Raw genomic sequence first — 16,967 nt, 5'->3', positions numbered from 1 at the left:
TCAGCCGGCCGCCTCGCGCCGGCGGCGCACCTTCTCGTTCTGGAGCCAGATCACGGCCTCGGCCATCCGCCGCTCCATCGGGTTCTGGCTCTGGATGTTCGGCATGGCGCCGTGCACCTTCTTGAATTCGACGATGCGGTCATAGAGCATGACGGCTTCCTCCTCGGTCATGGCGATCTTCGTAGCGTGGATCGTCTCATGGATGCGCTGGAGCACAGGCGCGCTGACCGTCTTCGAGAGGACCTCGTAGGCGCGTTGGAACGGATTGACCGCATCGATGAGATCGATGTGCAGATCTTCGATGTTCACGAACTTGTCGGCCATCCGGATGAAGCGATCTCCGCCGGTATCATCACCGGTAGACGACGAGCCACCACTGGTGCCTCCACCGCTCCCACCAGACCCGCCGCCGGATCCACCAGCGCCCGAGCCGAGGACATCTTCGCCTTCGACAGCTGCTCGCTTCATCACCGTGTCGACGACCAGGTGCTGCCGGACCTCCTCGACCTCGGTCGTGGAGAGCCCCGGATAACGCTCCTCGATGAGCTTAGGGATGAAGACCTTGTTGATCACCTCGGGCGCGTATTCCTGGGGGCTCATCGCGGCCCGCATGATGGTGTCGTTTTGGAGGATCGCGGCTTTCAAATCGTTCAGATCGCTCTCGATGATCTGCCTCGATCGTTCGGTTGACGGCTCCTTGAACCCCTTGATGCGGACAGTCTGGTCCGTGCCATCCGACTTCTGACGGTGGCCTTCGACATCGTCGTCGTCCTTGTGGGTTTTGAACTTGAAGTTTGGCGCGAGCACCTGCTCCATCAGGAGAGAGCACGCGATCGCCTTCAGCATATTGTTGACCGCGTTGACGACCGTATCTTCCGCTGCATCCGGCTGGGCGATCAGGTTCGTGAACCGCGCCTCTTCCTTGCCGGGCGCATCGCGAGTGACGCGCCCGATGATCTGCACGACCTCGGTCAGGGAGCCGCGGTATCCGACAGTCAGGGCGTGCTCGCACCAGATCCAGTCGAACCCTTCCTTGGCCATGCCGAGCGCGATGATGATGTCGAGGTCGTTCTTCGACTTGATCGCGCGGATCGTTTCCATGACGAGATCGCGGCCCTCCTCGGTGACGAGATCGGCCACTTTAAGAAGGCGCCCCGAGGCGTGCTTGATCAGATAGAGACCCGTTTTGGGGTCGCGATCCTGAACGACGTCTCCGAGATGGTCCAGAATTAGGTCTACCTCGATGTATTTATCCTTAGTGCTTTCACCCGACTGCACGCTCGGGATATGAATGATGGTTTTCTTCGAGGGATCGATGGATTCGCCGATTACATCGACGTAACGCCCTCGGTACATCTGGAAAGCGAGCACTAATCGCTTCAAATGCTCGTAATTGGCCAATTGTTCGTACGTGGTATAGGCAACCTTCGTGAACTTGGCCTCGTCCTCCGGCAGGAGGATTGGCGTGGCGTCCCCGCGGAAGTAGGACCCCGTCATCGCGACGATGTGGGTCTCCTTGTTCAGGAGGAAAGCGCGCACAATCTCGCCGAGACGACTGTCCTCTCCTGCCGACGCGTGATGAAATTCGTCGATGGCGACGCAGATGTTCTCGAACGCGACGGGACCAAGCTGCTCGTAGGCGAAGCGGAGCGTTGCGTGGGTGCAGACGAGCACCTCTCCAGGCCCGGACATGAAACGGACGAACTCTGCGACCTTGCGTCGATTTCCAGCAGTGGTGCAGAGGTTCCATTGGTCTTCGACCACCCAGTCGGCGAAGAAACCGTCCTTGGTCAGCGGGGTCGAGGCGAACGACGCGCCGATGGTTCTCTCGGGAACTGCGACGATCAGCTTGGAAAGGCCCTGGTTGCGGAGCTTGTCCAGGCCGACAAACATCAGCGCTCGGCTCTTGCCGGACGCCGGCGGGGATTTCACGAGCAGGAACTGGGCGTTCCGATGCTCGAAGGCGCGGGCCTGCATTTCGCGCATGCCCATCGCGTTCGTTTTCTTGCCCGTTCCCTTGTGGGCATAATGGACGGCAACCAGGTCGGTCATCAGGCAGCCCTCCCGGTGGCCATCTCTGTCGTATTGCGCGCTGCGTAAAGCTTGAAGAGGTGGGATAGCCTCTCCTCATCGGATTTGAACGGTCTGCCCCGGTAAATAGTCTCCAGGGCCTCGTCGAGCTCCTGGTGGGCTTTTAGGAGCCCCGGAGGCATCTTCCCGGGATCGTAAAGGTCATCGATCCGGGCCCCCGGATGGTTCTCGCGCTCGTCCATGATCTTCCAGGCACAGTCCGACAGGATGGCCTTCTGCTTCTCCGAGAGGTCAGGGAGTGGCAGGGTGTGATAGATCAGGGTGTTCGAATAGCGGATGCGGAGCTCTAGCCCGCCGCCGACGGCCAGGCTCCAGAGCGCATGCAGTCGCGAGCTAAGGATGGCCATGACGTGATGTGGGGCATCGAAGATCGCAAAATGCGGAGCGATCACCAGCGAGTCCTGAGGAAGGTAGCCGACCGGGAGGTAGGCGCGACGCTCGCTCGATACTTGCGGGATGAACAGGATCTCCCCGGGTTCATGCCGGTTCTCGATGAACAGATGCGGCGAGGAGGCCCAGCTCTTGGTCTCGGGCCGCTTGCTGTCCTCGCGATAGGTCCTGCAGCGTTCGAGGCGGGTCTTCAGGGCGGGGATGGCCTCGGCCTGGCTGACGTTCTTGTCGTCGAGCCACAGGCACCAGCGCTCAATCCCCTTGATGAACTCCTGGGCGCCGTAGATGCGCTTGAAAAGCGGTCGGGAGTCCGGGTGCTCCGCAAGGACGGCGTTCATCTCTTGCGGTGAGAAGAGCAGGTGGCCGCCATCGTTGGACATGCTGCCGAAATTCATCCGGGGCAGATCGCTGCCGGCCGCGCGTCGCGGGCGCACGATCACCGTCGGCGCGTCGACGAGGTAGGGGTTGATGTTCTTGACGGCCTTGAGCGTACCCTCGGGGCTGTAGAGGAGCTTCTCTTCCGAGGAGGCAGCTCCAACGCCGACGATGATGCAGGTCACGCCGGCCACGTTCGAAGCGCCGTTCCGCCATTTGAACGCCTGATGAGCGAAAAGGATTTCCTGCCCGCGCTTGTAAATGAGTGGCCACAAGAGGCTGGCATGCTCGCCCTGGCAGATCGAATTCGTCGTGACGAAGGCGAAGCGCCCGCCTGTGGCGGCAGCATATTCAGACGCCTTGATCATGAAGGCGCAGACATAATCCATGTTGCCGTACTTGGTGGTCACACCGTCGAAGACATGGGCCATATCCGCCTTCTGCTCGGCCGTCTGCTGGCCTCGACCAAGGTAGGGCGGGTTGCCGACGACATACGTCTCGGAGCCCTTCTCGGCCGGGCAGACGCTGAGCCAGGGCACGCGGGTCGCATTGCCGCACCGGATAGTGCCGCCATCGGTCAACGGCAAAGCGGGCTTGCCGCTGCCGAAAACACCCTCGAACTCCTTGTTGAGCTGATGCTGCGCGATCCAGAGTGAGAGCTTGGCCGTCTCCGCGGCGAAGTCCGTGTATTCGATCCCGAAAAACGAGGAGAGCCGTATCTCCGACATGGGCAGGGACAGCTGCGAGGAAAGCTCCTTGAGACGCTGGAAGACCCGGATTTCGAGCCTCCGCATCTCGCGGTAGGAGACGATCAGGAAGTTGCCGGATCCGCATGCCGGATCGAAGACCCGCAGCCTGTAGAGCCTCTTCAGCAGCGCCTCCAGAGCCGGCTTGCTATTCCAGCCCCTGATGAGGTCGCGCTCAAGCGAGTCCAGGAACATCGGGCGCAGGATGTTCATGATGTTGGAGACGCTGGTGTAGTGGACGCCCATCCGGGCCCGCAGCGCGGGGTCGACAGCGGCCTGGATCATCGAGCCGAAGATGTCGGGGGTGATCGCGGCGTAGTTGAGCAGCGAGAGCTCAACCAGAAGCCGAAGGGCGGCTCCATCGAACTCAGGGACCTCGGTCCGGTCCCGAAACAGTCCGCCGTTTACATAGGGGTAGCGGCGGGCATAGGCGGGGACATCGTCTCGATCGTCGTTGGGGCGATCCATCGCGTCGAACAGCGCGGTCAGGATCGACTTCGCATTGGAGCCATCCCGGCTCATGAGCTCGGCGATCGTCCGCGAGAAGAGACCCTCTTCGAGAATGCCCGTGTCCTCTGCGAACAGGCAGAACAGGACCCGAGTCATGAAGAGGTTCATCGCATGCGTGCGATCCTGCTTCAGCCACTCACGGTTCGCTGCAACGATCGCGTCGTAGAAGCGGGCAAGCCTCGACGCCGCCTTGATGTCCGCGGGGTTCTCAGGAGCTGCTTCGTAACGCTCGACACCCCCGAGCGGCAGCAGGATGTCGAAGTGGTCGCCGAGCTTCGCGAGGTCGTCGTGTCGATACTCATCCGCCTTCATGTCGCGGATCGAGACCTTCGCGCCGTCGGTTGCGATCAGGATGCGGGGCCTATGCGCCTTGGCAGCGGCTGCCTCAGCCATCTCGTCAAGAGTCTCTGCGACCTTGTCCCTCGGACTGACCCGAAAGAACAGCTTCCCCTTCCAGAGAAGGTCGTTGGAAAGCTCTCCTTTGTTCAAGCTCCCAGCCTGAAGGCGAGCTACCGTCGCGCGCGGCGCGCCGTAGATTTCGAGGAGCCGAAGGGGAAGCCGAGCAGGATCGAAGGGCCGCTGCTCCCCAAGGGAGCTCAGATTGATTTCGATCTCGGCTATATTCACAGCAAGGCCACCTTCAACAGACGAAGCGGCAGCCTAGGCGAAGATGCCTTAACGGGGGAAGAAGCAGTGCGGGCTCACCCACCGAGAATCGGAGCAGAGTTAAGCGCTTTTCCGAGAACAGAGGCGTTTGGTGCCTTTGGAGATGCTCTCAACTCGATAATGGCTGCGGGTCGTTCAAAACCAACCCATTCCCGTCAACCATCCAATCGCGTCATATGCGGGGTCAGATCTTCAGGGCCTCCGCCGCGGCGCGTGCGGCGGAGGCCGGCGAGCCCGATCAGTAGGGGGCATCCGCTACCACGTCGCCGCAGAGCTCATCGGCGATTTGCGCGATAATGCCGTCCTGCGCTTTCGCCCGGTCGATTGCGTCGCCGCTCTCCACCAGGATGGTGATGCGCCGAGCAATGTCTTCCTTCGCTGTGCCGTTCGGATATCGCCTGGCAAGCCGCTTACGGGCCTCCACAGCGCCGAGGCGGGCATAGAGACGATTGCGAAGCGCCGCGTCTTCGGACGTCGTCGAAAAGGCCCAGATCTCGATCGGGCTGAGCGTGTTGAAGAGATGATGCTCCTGTGCACCATCCTTCATCTTCAGGATCGCCAGGAATGGCGCGCCGCCGGGCCCCGGTCCGTTGAGCTTGTCCCGAACGATAGCGGTCGCTGTCTCACTCAGATCGAACATGACGCGGCACTGGTCGGCTTCCGCCGGCGTCGAGCCGCCCATGATCCAGATCCCGGACGCCAGGTTGATCATCTCCTTGTCGAAGTCGGACAACAGCTGGCTCGCCAAAGCGATCTGCACGTTCCACTTCCGGCCTTCGCGCATGTCCACGATGACCTGGTTCCGGACGGACTGTGAGCCGCCGGTGCGGTGGAATTCGTCATAGACCAGCCGTTTCGGCACCTCCTGGATGCGTTGGATCCGCATGGAATGGTGTCGACGATAGCTCTCCGGAATGATCGGAATGCCGGCCGGCCCGTTCACCTTCAGAAGCGGCGCGTTGAGGTAGAAATCCTTCGCCAGCGTGAAGCGGGCAAGCATGTACATCAGCGCTGCCTGCTTCTCGGCCGCACCGGTGCCGCCGCGCGCCACCTCGTCGAGATCGAGCGCGACGACGCGCGCGTCGCCGATATCGAAGCGCGTCGGGCGCGAGAGGATCGGATACTCCTTCGCTGCACTGATCGCCGTGCGCTCCAGGATGGACAGGATGCGCTCGCCATCATCCTGAGCCGCCGCGAACAGGTCGGAGATGTCCGGGCGGCGGAGGATCTTCGCGATGTCCTGCAGCATCGGCACCGCATAGCGCTGCGCCATGGTTGCGTAGTGGATCGCGTTCTTCTCGAAGAAGGCGTCGACGACCTGCCACCAGATCGTCTCGTGGTCGGTCTTGATGCCGTAGCGGTCGATCGCATCGTCGACTTCGTTGTCGACGCCACGGATATAGAGCTTGGGCTCCGACTTCTTGTCCTCGTCCGAGCACATGTCATAGAGCGCATCGATACAAAAGCCGGCGAGCTCGGCCATCGCCTTCGGAGGCGCGGTCTCGCCGATCTGGGTGCCGATGGCACAAATGAAGTTGATCAGGAACTGGCGCTCATGCGGGAAGCAGCGCCGGCAGCCGAGCTGGGTGTCGAACGGATTGACCGCGAACGCCTCGGTGTTGCTGAGGCGCGTATAGAGCGCTTCGTGTCGCCGATCAGGAGGCAGGGCCTCCTTCAGCAACGAGATCAGACCTGACGAAGACGGCCCGATATCGATAATCGCGATGCGGGGAAGCTTCGCGCCGCCGACGCCCTGGGTCGAGACGGGGGAGAGACACGAAGCAAAGTTCGCGGTGTTCAGGTAGACCGACTTGCCCTTGCCCGGAGGAGCAAAGACGATGTCGATGAAGGCGTCCTGAAGTGCTGAGCCCGGCTGGAAGGGCCAGATGCGGCGATCCTCCGTCCGGAACATGATCGCCCCCGTATTCCAGGGGCTGGCATCACGATCCCACGGGATCAGCATCATGGTGTCGGCGAGTGGAATTGCCGTCGGAGGCGCCGTCGCAGACGCGTCGAGACCGAGCGCGCTCGACATGACGCAGGCGAGGGGATCGCCGGCGGTCGGCGCCGCGATGCAATAACCCCAGCTCTCGACGGCGTTCTGCAGGCGGCTCTCTCGCTCTTCGATCAGTGCCATGTTGTCGTTTGGCGCCCAGGTCGCGAAGGAGGCACGGAAACGGGTAATGATCTGTCCGTCGAGCCGCATCTCCTGCAGCTCCTTGATCGCGTCCTTGAGCGGCCGGTTCTCACTGCTCGACCAGCTGAAGATCGAAGCGAAAAACGCCTTGAGGCCGAGTCCAGCGAGACCGTCGCCCTCGACGAGGAAAGACGCGCGCCAAGGGAATTCATCCGCGTCGATCATGCGCCGAAGGAGCTTCGAGAACGGGAATAGCTCCTGTGGTCCGACGGCCATGTCGATGCCGGCGAAATTGCGTGAGCCGATCGTCACGATGCGGTGGTTCACGCGCGTCGCCTCGCGAACAAAAATCTGCTCGTCGATGCGCGGCCAGAGCAGATGCGAGACGTCGTTCTCGGAGATTTCCGGATACCGGATCGGCGTCTCGTCGCCGATGAGCGTCGGCTTCCAGTCGGAGCCGACAAAGTCGGGATAGACAGAAGAACGAATGGCGCGGACGCCTTCGTGGACGCCAACAGCACGCGAGCGGATATTCACGTCCTTCAGCTCCTGGACGAAGCTCGCGACGAAGGATTTGTGTCGATCCCGAAGCGGGCGGGCAGCCCGGAAGACATCCTGGGTGTCGGCCATATCGGGCCAGAAGCCCGGCGGACGCGAGGTGATCTTCGCCTTCTCACGTTCCTGCTTGGTCAGCGCAGTGAGGCGCGTCCAGAGCACGACGTAATAGGCCTCGTAGACGACATAGTCCTTCAAGAAGCGAACCCGCTCCTCGAAGAGGTCCTTCAGTTCGAGGTCCAGCGTGCGAGCGGTTGCGCGCGCGGCGCCGAGCTGACCCTGGATCATCTTCGGCGACCAGTCGGGATCGCGAACGAAACAGAACTGGAGCGCATGACCAGGCTGCCCAAGATATTTGGCCATGTTCGTGGTCATGCGATGGACGATGTTGTTCAGCTCGGGCTCGCCGATAACGCGCGTGATGCCGTCGATCTTCACGATCGACATCAGGGAGCCATCCTTGGCAACGAAGATCTGCTGACCGTCGGTGGTCTCCAGCATGGAGAAGCTGGAGACCGGCTTCTTCACGGTGGAGGAAAACGCCTCGATGGCGTTCGATACGATATTCGCGAGGGCCATGCCGTTCTCCGGAGGCGCAATTCAAGGAATCGCGTCAATCCAACAGGATTCGTTCCATCCTAAGAGAACCCGCGCTCCTTGGTCGGTCAAGGAGACCTATGGAGCCATAGAAGGAATCTGGTGGAGATCCTCTGGCTCCGGCTGCTGCACCGGCAGTGGCTTCGGCCGGCCCGGTGGCGGGGGCGGCGGCCGACGGACCGGTGACACTGGCACAGAGGTTACGCTGACCTGCGGTGCCGGCGCGCGAGCCTGACCGATCCCGGGGAGGGGGCGGGGAGCCATCCGAGGCGGGGGAGGCGGCACCGGGCGCGCCGCTCGCGGAGCCGCGAGAGGCGCCGCCGGGGGAGGACCAGGTGGGCGGCGAAGCGGGGCAGGCGCAACGGCTCGCGGCGTCGCCGGCGGGGCAATCGCGGCGAGCTCAGGCCTGCCGGAAAGGCCCATCTCCAGGCTGAAGTGCCTCAGGAATTCCTGGAGCCGCGTATCCCGCCTGGAGGCCTCGACATTCGCGACAGCCTTCTCGATCACGTCCCGCTCGCCCACGATAAAGAGCGAGGACTTCGCGCGGGTCCAGCCCGTGTACAACAGGCTGCGATCCAGCATGCGCTCATGGGCCGAGCAGACCGGCATGATGACAGCCGGGTACTGCGAGCCCTGGCTCTTATGGACGGTCATCGCATATGCCAGGATAAGCTTGCGCCACTGGGCAGCGGGATATTCGACCTCGTGACCGCAATCGAACTTGATCTTGATCATGTTGCGCGTCGCGCCCGACGGCGTCGGCTTCGCATAGGCATCAGTGATCGTCCCGACGTCGCCGTTCATGACGTCGTTCTCATCGTCGTTCTCGGTGAGCATCACCCGATCGCCGACGCGCGGAATCGGGATATCCGCATCGTCGGCGTTCGGCAGAATGCCCGGAATGTCCCGTCCGCGTGGGTTGAGCTCGCGAGACAGCATCCGGTTGATGCGTCGCGTTCCGACCTCACCCGGCGCCTGCGGCACAAGAACGGCAATCTGGTGCGGCTGAAGGCGCAGGCCTTCGGTGCAGGCCTTCGTGACGCACCAGCGCACCTGCTCAACGATATCGCTCTCGGCGCGCTCATAGAGGATGACGCCGCCCTCGTATCGATTGCTGAGGAAGGGGACGTCACCCTGACGTATCTCGGCCGCGCCGGTCGCGATCCTGGAGTCGCCGGTCTGGCGGTAGACGTTGACGAGCTCACCGCACGGCACAAGGCGAAGCCCGTCCGGACCAGTCGCCTGCATGAGGTCGTTGAGAACGGCACCAGCGTCGACGGACGGCAGCTGGTTCTTGTCACCGACGAGCACCAGGCGCCCGTCGGCCGGCATCGCTGCCAGAAGGGCCTGCATCGTCTGGATGTCGATCATCGAGGCTTCGTCGATCACGACGAAGCAACCGGCCGGCAGCGGGTTGGCAGCGTTCCGCCCGAACACCGTCCGCCCATTCGCCACATCCTCTCGGGCCTGCAACAGGTGATGAATAGTGGACGCCTTGCGACCGGTCGTCTCCTCAAGGCGCTTGGCGGCCTTGCCCGTCGGGGCGCACAGGAGGATCGGTCCGGGGTCCAGTTTCTCGGCCGCCATGACAACAACCTCGGAGACCGTCGACTTGCCGGTGCCGGGGCCGCCCGTCAGGACGGAAATTGGTTCGATCACAGAGGTGAGGACAGCCGCGCGCTGAAACGCATCGAAGCGCTTGTATTTCTCGGTGGAGAACAGACTGTCCAGGACGACCTGAGCGCGGTCAGCCTGGTTCTTGCGTCCGCGCACCAGCGAGGTCACCGCGGCCTTCGCGATGGCGTGTTCAGCCTCGTGGAACTCGCGGAGCATGACGACGCTCTCGCCCTCGCGCAGTGAGACACTTACGGGGGAGCTCGCGTCACCGAGCTTGCTGACCAGGAAAGCGCTCGTTGTTGCCAACGGGATGCCGAACTGGTCCTCCATCCGTTGGCCCAGGAGATTGGCGCGCGCGAATGAGTGCCCCTCCATGCGGCGGGCATCGAGGAGCTCAACAAGGGCGGCTCCGACGCGGCGCTCGTCCTCCTTCGTGATGCCGATATGCGTACCGATCTTGTCGGCGTTCCCGAAGCCGACGTTCCGAACGCGTGCCGCGCGATAGGGGTTGGCCTGGATGGTCTCCAGTGCACCATCACGGAAAGCCTCGAGGATGGAATCGATCGCGCGCGGATCAACACCCGAGCTTTCGAGAAGAACGACGGCGCGGCGGCCGGAGATGCGGCGTCCCCAGTCGCGAAGGATAGCCGTCCGAAACTGCCGAGGATCTCGGGAAAGACCGAGCACGAGCTCGGGATTCCGCTCGCAGAGATGCGCGACGCGATCGCCGTGCTTGTCAGCGAAGATCTTGGCGGTCGCCAGAGTCACGCCATGGACGTCGGCGGTGAAGATCGTGGAGAGCCAGCGCGCCGCGCCGTCCTTGGTGATCGGCAGATCGGGACGAATCGACTTCGCGTAGAAGATCTCTTCGTCGCGTCCATTGTAGCTGCGCTGACGCCAGTTGCCGTCGCTGATGACGAAGTCGCCAGCCTCGATTTCAGCCCCATTCCCGCTGATTTTGCCGTCGACAAGGCCTGTGGGGCTCTCATAGCGGATCGTCGCGAAAACGGATCCCGTCTTCGCGTCCTTGCGGAGAACCCGCACAACGATCGCCCTGATTTGCTCCATGGTCCCCGCACACTCGAATGCGCGGTCACTCTATCCCCGCACGATGCAAGAGACGCTCGAAAAAGCGTGAGCGCCGCAATGTGCCATTACTCGGCCAGCAGCTTTGTGGCTTTCTTCCATCACCCATAGCTTCGGGCAATCAATCCTTTCGGAAATGGCCTATGCGTAACGGAATCTATGAACGTCTGCTGTGGCAGTACCGCTCGACACCAGGAGCGCGCCAGCGGCCGGAACTCGATCCGAAGGATATGCGCGAACTCATTGCGTCGGCGTGGAGGAAGTTGCTCGAAGCCGACGACCTCGGCATCTATCGCGAGCATCAGATCGATGCGATGCGAGCAATCGCAGACCATATCAGCGACCAGGAGAATGACCCGAGTGCGCTGACCGTCATTCCGACTGCCGGCGGCAAAACCCGCATCTTTTTGGCGCAGACCAATGCTATCTGGCAGGCGGGCAAAGCAGCTGGCGTGATGCCGAACGCCCTGGTGCTTCTGCCGACCAGGCAGCTCATCACGCAGACCCTTGAGGGCTTTGCCGAGCATTTCCCGGACGTTGAAGTGGGCGCGATCGACGTCGGCCGGAAGTCGGCGGCACCGGTGACGCTCGTCACCTATGAGGGGTTCACACGGATGGTCCAGCAGGGCCACATCCGCCCGGAAATGGTTGATGCGATCGTGATGGATGAAGCCCATCGCGGGCTTTCCGACCTCAGGCAGTCGGTCCTCGATGGATTCCTCGGCCGCTCGGTGGTCACGGCGTTCAGCGCGACTCCGAATTTTGATGACGAGAAGGGCGTGACGGCTTTGATCGGCGCCCAGAACGAAGTCATCAATGTCCCCGCTCAGGTGCTACGCAACCGTCGGGTGATCTCTCCCGTCGTGAACTACGTCCTGCGCGTCGACATCAACGGGAATGTCCCGGCTTCGGGTATGGAGCGAACCAAGCTGAAACGAAAAGCAGTCGTCGATGCGACGCTCGATTTCATCCTTGGCGCCGAGGACGATTTCGATCTCGGAAAGGGCGAGGAACCAACGGTTCTCGCGGACAAGGTCACGGTCTTCTATGGCGCGGACTGCGCTCACGCTCGCGTTTATGCGGCCGAATACAACCGGCGCTTTGACGGCCGCAAAACGATGAAGGTGGTGACGGGGGAGGATCCGGTCGAGACGATTGATGACCTCGCTGTCGAAGTGGGTGAGGGCAAGCTCCACGGAATCGCGAACGCCAAGCTCTTGCAAGAGGGATGGGACCTCCCAGCTGTGGGTCTCGTCGTAAATACGCCGACGGAGTCCGACGTTGTCCAGCTGCAGCAATCCGGCCGCGCTCAGCGCATCGACCCCAGATTTTCGGCCGAGTCGCGGGACCAAATAGCATACGTCCTCGACGTTCAAATCTACATCAACGGTGTCCTTGAGGGGAACCCGGTTGCCTTCTATCAGGCTGCTGAAGGCGTCGATGTTCGGTTCGTCACTGCCAATCCCGTGGATTTCGCAGACATTCGAATTGAGGGCTACCGCGGGGCCGACTTCCAGCCGGAAGAGGCCATCGAGCCCGACGACGTCAGTGAGTTGGAGCCGATCCGCGGTCCCGAGGTCCTGCCGTCGCTTCGCGTTGAGGCTGACACTTTTCTGGTGAGCTCGGATGTTGGCGCGACCTTGCCGCCAACCCAATCCACGCCTGCGCTTACGGCGTGGCCTCAGCATGTGACGGCCGACGAGATCAAGCCGGCGAACGACGTTCCGATGGAGAAGGGAATCGTCTCGGAGGAAGCTGCAACCGTTCCAGTCGAGGACCGCGGCGAGAATGAGCCCGTTGCCGAACCGATCGCAGAGGCTGCCAAGGCCGAGACCCCTCAGGCCCCGGTGGAGGAGAGGGCTCCCGATCGCCTGGTTCTGACGGAGGAAGCAATTCAGGCTGCCTCAAACCCTGGCCATATTCCGGATGGGGCCGCGACTATCTCTCCCGTCGCTGCAAGGCTCGAAGGACGCTTGCCTCCTCCGGACATGACGGCCAGGGACATCACCATCGAAGGCAAACTCCATCACACGGAGCGGCTCCTCCCCCGTGAGGAGAAGCCCACTGTCGCCGCGGCGATCGAAGACGGCTGGCATGATATCAGAAGCGCTGCTGCCTGGCTCGAAGTCGATATCAACGATCCGGACTTCAACAGCACCTGGCGCCAGGTTGAGCTGAAGGCGCGGCGGGTCGAAGACGTCAGATTGAATTCGCTGAAGCTTGAAGCCGGAACCCGCTTGAGCAACAGCGGAACGGTGCTGATGATGTCCCCCAGAGACGTTGAGGTGCTCGGGCGTGCGATCGGTCGCGTCCATGGGATGCCCCATCTGGGCGAAGAGTGGCTGACGCGTGAAGACGTAATCGGCGCGATTTCCAATGACGCTGCAGACGAAGTCAATGCTCTGTTCCGGACCTTCGAAGGGCAATGGAAGCTGTCTCCGGCGAGCACCCGCGCCGGCGAGGCGGCGATCAGGTGCGGTCTGTTCAAGGATGGCGCTGACCGCTCCTTCGCCGTCCATCGCGACGATCTCGATACCGTCATCGCGTTTCTCGACTCAAAGCGGCCGCTCAGCCAGCAGAATGACGAGCTGAACTTCGATCAGGTCTGCGACCGGCTGAAGACCACCGGCTTCGCCATCAAGGATTTCTGGCGGAAGACTGCGTTGCAGGTTCGCGTCGGCACACCCGTGCGCGACAACGGGCGCCGCGTTCGAGCGCGCTCAATCAAGCAGCTCAGAGGCGTGCCTGAGCTGCTGATCCACGAGAGCGAACTCGCCTGGGTCGCAAAGAGCCTCAAGATCGCGCTCCCTGCGGCCGAAATGGCCATCGTGGAGGAGGCGTCCGCGGCGAAGGTTGCTCGTGACCAGGCGCGTAGCGAGAGGTCGGCTGTCGAGAAGGAACCTGTCGTCGAGGAAGGTCCTGGCAGCACCGAAAACAGCGAACCCACTGAGGAGACGGCTGCAAGTGGCGGCGAGCCCTCCGCACGCGAGGAGGCACCTGCCAACGTCGCGGAACGCTCCCCGGTTGAGAGGTCGCCTGCGAAGGATGTGGAGCGTTCCGCGACCGAGAAGTCGTCGGGCGGCGCCGTCGAGCGTTCTGCGGCCGACAGGCTGACGCGCGCGCCGGCAGAGGAGCGCGCCAACCGCAATCGCGAACTTCTCGATCAGCCCAATGGCTGGCTGCTGCAGCGTGATGTCGCTCGCGCGTTGGGAACGAAGATCCCGCAGGATCGGAAATTCATCCAGCAGTGGAACGCGCTGGTTCGCGCGATCGATGCCGGGAAGACCCCGATGGTGGGTGGGAACGAATGCGCTTTTGATCGCCTTCAGGACCAGGCGTCCACCGACCCGCGCCTTCATCACACGTCGCTTGTCGCCTTTGCCGAGAGCATCGGTCGGGTCGTGCGGGTCCGGGATCCTGAATGGGAGATGCCGGCGCGAGAAATGGCTCCGACCCCGATGATGTGACGCGCGTCAGACCAGGCGCACGCCACTCAGGACGGCGAAGACGAAGCCAACAGCCAGGGCGGGCCCCATTGGGGCCCACAGCACCCCGGATCGCCTCAGAGGTCCGGCGTAGGCGATGTAGGAGACAACCGATGCGAGGATCAGCGTGAAGCTGCCGCAGATCCCGACCCAAGCGCCGGCGGCGCCGAGAAACGCGACATCACCAAGAGAGACGCCGTCGACCTGCTTGGCGCTCGCCACCAGCTTGAATGCGCCGAGAACAGCGGCCCCGCAGAAAAGCGCTCCCCAAATCCGGTTGATCGCGTCGGGCTCGACTGGCGAAAAGAGCAGTCCGAGGAAAGCCAGCGGCACGGTGAGGCTGTCCGGGATCTCGTGGCAGACGAGATCGAGCCAGGCGCAGAAAAAAGCGAGCGAGAAGGCTGCCAGCAATACCCAGGTCGAGAGCGTCGGGCCAGTCCACGCAATCGCACCCGCCCAGACCAGAGCGAACGTCATCTCGACCGCCGGATACGCCCAACGACTGATGGCGCCACCAGAGCTATAGGGGAGCCAGCTGATGATCGGAACAACGACGCCGCCCGCGGCACGCGCCATGCGCAAATAAGGAGGCGGTTGCAACAACGCGCCGCCATCCTCAGCCTTCCAGCCATTCACTTTGGGCCAACGTTCGACCGCGCGCCCAATCGAATGGGCAATGCAAGCCCCGATGAGCCCAGCAAGCAGCGGAAAGAAGATCGGGGCCGCGCCGTGGAGGAACGCGAACGCGCGGGAGAGCTCGTCACCGACGCCTTGGGCGGAGTAGGCGAAGGCCGATACGATCTGGCAGGCGCCGCTGGCGCACGAACCACCCATTAGGGGCTCGGAGCGTTCTGCGTTTCGGTCGCCTTAAGCGCATCAAGCGACAGCTTTCCGATACGAGCTGCGGCAAAGCTCAAGGCGTCGGCGGCAGCACGGAACTCGGCGTCGATTGCATCGAGCGGACGCTCCCGCAGGAGCCAGCTCTGCCGATCAGCCTCGGGCTGGCCCGCCAGCGCCGCCACGGTGCGGCGTGAGACGCTTTCGTAAATCCCAGCGAGGATCTGGCCGTTCTCGCGCATGACGCTCTGGAATACGCTTCTGCGGTCCTCGGAGGACGCATCACCGGGCAGGATCGCCCGCACGTTCTCCGACGTCGTTTCGACCAGGAGCGCGCTCAAGCGGCTCAAAGCGTTGTCTCGCCCCAGACGGAAGTCATAGAGCATGACCGACCGGAGAAGCAGCGCCGAGCTCGCCGCGGCGGATAGGCTGATGCTGCCGGCCTCGCTGATGTCGCGCCAGCGCATTGCCTCACCGTCGAAAACGATGTGTGCCTGCCGAACGGCGTCGACGATCGTCTCGGCCGCAAACTCGACATCAAGATCTCTGCCGTCCGCCCAAGCCATGGCCACTGCCTCAGCGGCCTCCACGCGAAAATGACGCGCGGCCTCGGGAAGCGCGGCCTCTTCGAGATCGGGGAACAAAGAGCGAGCGATGATGCTCGCCAGCTCCCTGGCCCTAAGCGTCATGTCGGCGAATTCGCGCGAGGCTCCGATCTCCTCGGGCTTCCTTCCCTTGGCCAGCATCACGCGGAAGAGTGGCGCCTGATGCTTCAGGAACTGCTGGGCTGCGAGCCGATAGCGAAAGCGCTCCTCACGCTGCGCGCGCTCGCTCTCATAGGCGCTCTCGGACTTCTTGGCGGCGTCCTTGATGGCTGCGAGTGACATATGCCTTCCTCACTCAGCCGTTGCCAGCCGGTACTCGTATTCTTCGAGCACGGTCGCATCGAGGCCGTTCTTTTCGAGGTAGCGGGCAAACTGCCCGACGAGGTCATCGAGCGCGAACTCGCCGTCGAAATCGAAGCGACGGATCACTGCAGCGACCGGGCCGTGGATGAGATAGGGAGTTGCGGCTGTGACGCCATCGACGCGATAGCCGAGGAGCGAACCCGGATCGGGCGTGAGCTGCAGTTTGAAGCCCGGGAAAATGCCTTTGACACGTCCGGTCGACGAGCGAACGGTATCCCAGTCCTCCGATGCGCAGGCGAGAAGAGCGGGCAACAGGAAGCGAGGGTCCGCGAACTCGGTCGGGCCGAGGACAGTGCCGGCGATGACGGCCTCCTTGTCAGCGAAGATCCCCTCCAGGACCTTTTCGACCAACGCTGACACGCGACGAACAGGTTCGCTCGGCGGGCCTTTGGGTCCGGATGCACCGACAATGTAATTCGCATACCAGGGATTGAGCGGCGCATCCGTCCGGTTCGGCACTCGGGTGAGGGCGTCCTCAATCACTGCAGCGGCGTCTTCCGGCGCGGGACTCGTGCAGATCCCGGGCATTTCGAGGCGACTATACCCCTGTGGTAGCCAGGCAATGCCTGTTACCCGGTCGAGGGGGGCTTTTGCGGCCGCCGAGAGCTCCATCGTCGCTTCCGCAATTGCACGCTCCGGATCGACGCTCTCGGCGCCATACCAGCGGCGCTCGCCCTCTTCGAGGATCAGCGGGGACTCGTGAACGAACACCGCGCACAGCCCCATCTCGGGATGAGCGACGGCTGGGAAAGGGAAGCGAACAGTCGGAGGAACGACCGAGAAGCCTGGCGACAGATGCTGCGACAGCGACATGATCAGAGCGTTACGCTTGATCAGGTCCTCTGCGTTGGCGGGTTGGATCACGGCAACGGTCCTTCAAGGATCTGCGATCGAATCCTACGATTCT

8 protein-coding genes are annotated in these 16,967 nt (G+C 62.7%); 1 reads left to right on the top strand and 7 read right to left on the bottom strand.

The window, feature by feature from the left end:
* The 4 genes from OCUBac02_RS25240 to recD2 all read right to left on the bottom strand — a co-directional run bounded on the left by OCUBac02_RS25240 (position 1) and on the right by recD2 (position 10,752).
* Complete coding sequence (locus OCUBac02_RS25240; protein ID WP_173050397.1) at positions 1–2,052, bottom strand: DEAD/DEAH box helicase; 2,052 nt, start codon at positions 2,050–2,052, stop codon at positions 1–3.
* Entirely contained in the window at positions 2,052–4,739 is a 2,688-nt protein-coding gene (locus tag OCUBac02_RS25235; protein ID WP_348521662.1) for a class I SAM-dependent DNA methyltransferase, read from the bottom strand. Before OCUBac02_RS25235 ends, OCUBac02_RS25240 begins: the two co-directional genes overlap by 1 nt.
* 277 nt (positions 4,740–5,016) lie before the next feature.
* Positions 5,017–8,049 carry an ATP-binding protein gene (locus OCUBac02_RS25230; protein WP_173050393.1) on the bottom strand — a complete coding sequence of 1,011 codons (3,033 nt, stop codon included), beginning with the start codon at positions 8,047–8,049 and terminating at the stop codon, positions 5,017–5,019.
* 96 nt (positions 8,050–8,145) lie between these two features.
* Positions 8,146–10,752, bottom strand: a complete 2,607-nt coding sequence (gene recD2, locus OCUBac02_RS25225; RefSeq protein WP_173050391.1) for an SF1B family DNA helicase RecD2 — start codon at positions 10,750–10,752, stop codon at positions 8,146–8,148.
* 161 nt (positions 10,753–10,913) lie between these two features.
* Here recD2 and OCUBac02_RS25220 point away from each other — a divergent pair, with 161 nt between their 5' ends.
* Positions 10,914–14,237 (top strand): DEAD/DEAH box helicase, encoded by a 3,324-nt coding sequence (locus OCUBac02_RS25220; protein ID WP_173050389.1) that lies wholly within the window; start codon positions 10,914–10,916, stop codon positions 14,235–14,237.
* Positions 14,238–14,243: 6 nt separating this feature from the next.
* On the opposite strand, the gene OCUBac02_RS25215 is transcribed toward OCUBac02_RS25220, so the two are convergent.
* The 3 genes from OCUBac02_RS25215 to OCUBac02_RS25205 are packed head-to-tail and all read right to left on the bottom strand — an operon-like array spanning position 14,244 to position 16,924.
* Positions 14,244–15,089: a prepilin peptidase gene (locus OCUBac02_RS25215; protein WP_173050387.1), complete on the bottom strand. Its 846-nt coding sequence runs from the start codon at positions 15,087–15,089 to the stop codon at positions 14,244–14,246.
* Complete coding sequence (locus OCUBac02_RS25210) at positions 15,089–15,979, bottom strand: hypothetical protein (RefSeq protein WP_173050385.1); 891 nt, start codon at positions 15,977–15,979, stop codon at positions 15,089–15,091. Before OCUBac02_RS25210 ends, OCUBac02_RS25215 begins: the two co-directional genes overlap by 1 nt.
* Positions 15,980–15,988: 9 nt before the next feature.
* Positions 15,989–16,924 (bottom strand): hypothetical protein, encoded by a 936-nt coding sequence (locus OCUBac02_RS25205; RefSeq protein WP_173050383.1) that lies wholly within the window; start codon positions 16,922–16,924, stop codon positions 15,989–15,991.
* Positions 16,925–16,967: the final 43 nt, after the last annotated feature.

The organism is Bosea sp. ANAM02 (genome assembly GCF_011764485.1).
Classification (GTDB): Bacteria; Pseudomonadota; Alphaproteobacteria; order Rhizobiales; family Beijerinckiaceae; genus Allobosea.
The sequence above is the reverse complement of the archived record's forward strand: the minus strand, read 5'-3'. Positions and strand labels throughout refer to the sequence as shown.